The sequence below is a fragment of the Enterococcus sp. H57 genome (assembly GCF_003112495.1).
GTDB lineage: Bacteria > Bacillota > Bacilli > Lactobacillales > Enterococcaceae > Enterococcus_B > Enterococcus_B faecium.
Genome location: NZ_BEHC01000087.1, coordinates 1 through 1012, shown reverse-complemented (window position 1 = coordinate 1012; position 1012 = coordinate 1). Strand labels below are relative to the sequence as shown.

At 40.0% G+C, this 1012-nt stretch carries 1 pseudogene; it reads right to left on the bottom strand.

What is annotated here, in order from left to right:
* Window positions 1-954: pseudogene (locus tag DIZ30_RS13180) on the bottom strand (IS3-like element ISEfa10 family transposase); the annotation flags it as partial.
* Between the last annotated feature and the right edge of the window lie 58 nt (window positions 955-1012).

Here is a 1012-nt window from a genome sequence, read left to right as displayed (position 1 = left end):
CATGGTATTTAAATTCAGTTGTATCCGTCGTGATTTTCTGATGGCAGATACTGGTGTAGAAACGACGATGGATCCGATTTTTGGCTACTGCTCCGACTTGTCCTCGATAAGAATTGTAGCGCCGTGATTTACGTGTGTATGTCGTTACTTTTATTCCTAGCTTCTTGATCAGGCGCTGAACTTTCTTTTTATTGATAGAGAAACCGCGGTTTCTTAGTTCATTGGTCATCCGTAAACAGCCATAATCCTTGTGCTTCTCCCGAACTTTAAGCATTTCCGCTTCAATCTCTTGATCTGGATTTTTACGGTCCAATCATTTTTGCCAGTACATAAAGGTTGCCTTAGGGAACTTTAAAGTTTCTAGAAGCTCAACTAATTTAAACGGTCCTCGGAGGCTTGCGATGATTCGTGCGATTGCTTCATTCGTCGTTGTTGGGCTTCCTGTTTTCGCAGCTTCCTCAATTCTTTTAAAAAGGCATTTTCAATTTGAAGGGAACGGACTCGTTTCTCCAACTCCTCGATGCGTTCACGTTCTTTAGACGTTGCTTTAGTTGTAGATTTTTTCTTATTTTTGGGTTCATTTTTCTTAGACAAGATAGGTGGACATCCTTTCGTTTTTGAGAGTCCATCGATCCCACCCTCACGGAATTGACGCATCCAACTAGCGATCAAATTAGGGTTGTTCATGTTAAGTGTGTTGGCAACTTCACGATAGGACAGCTCACTTGTTAGATATAACTCTATCGCATCCAGCTTAAATTGAACAGAATATTTTTTCTTTTGTCGCTTTCTTACTAGACCCTCTTCACCAAATTCTTGATAGGCATTGATCCAGCGCTTCACTTGTGATGGAGCCTTAATGGAATATTTCTTTGCCAGATAATCACTTCCGCCTTTACCATCCAAGTAATCATGAACGATCTTTAATTTAAGTTCAAAAGTATACTTAGCCATAAAAAATACCGACCTCCAAAAGTTAGATTTTTTGGTCTAACTTTTGGGGGTCGGTACA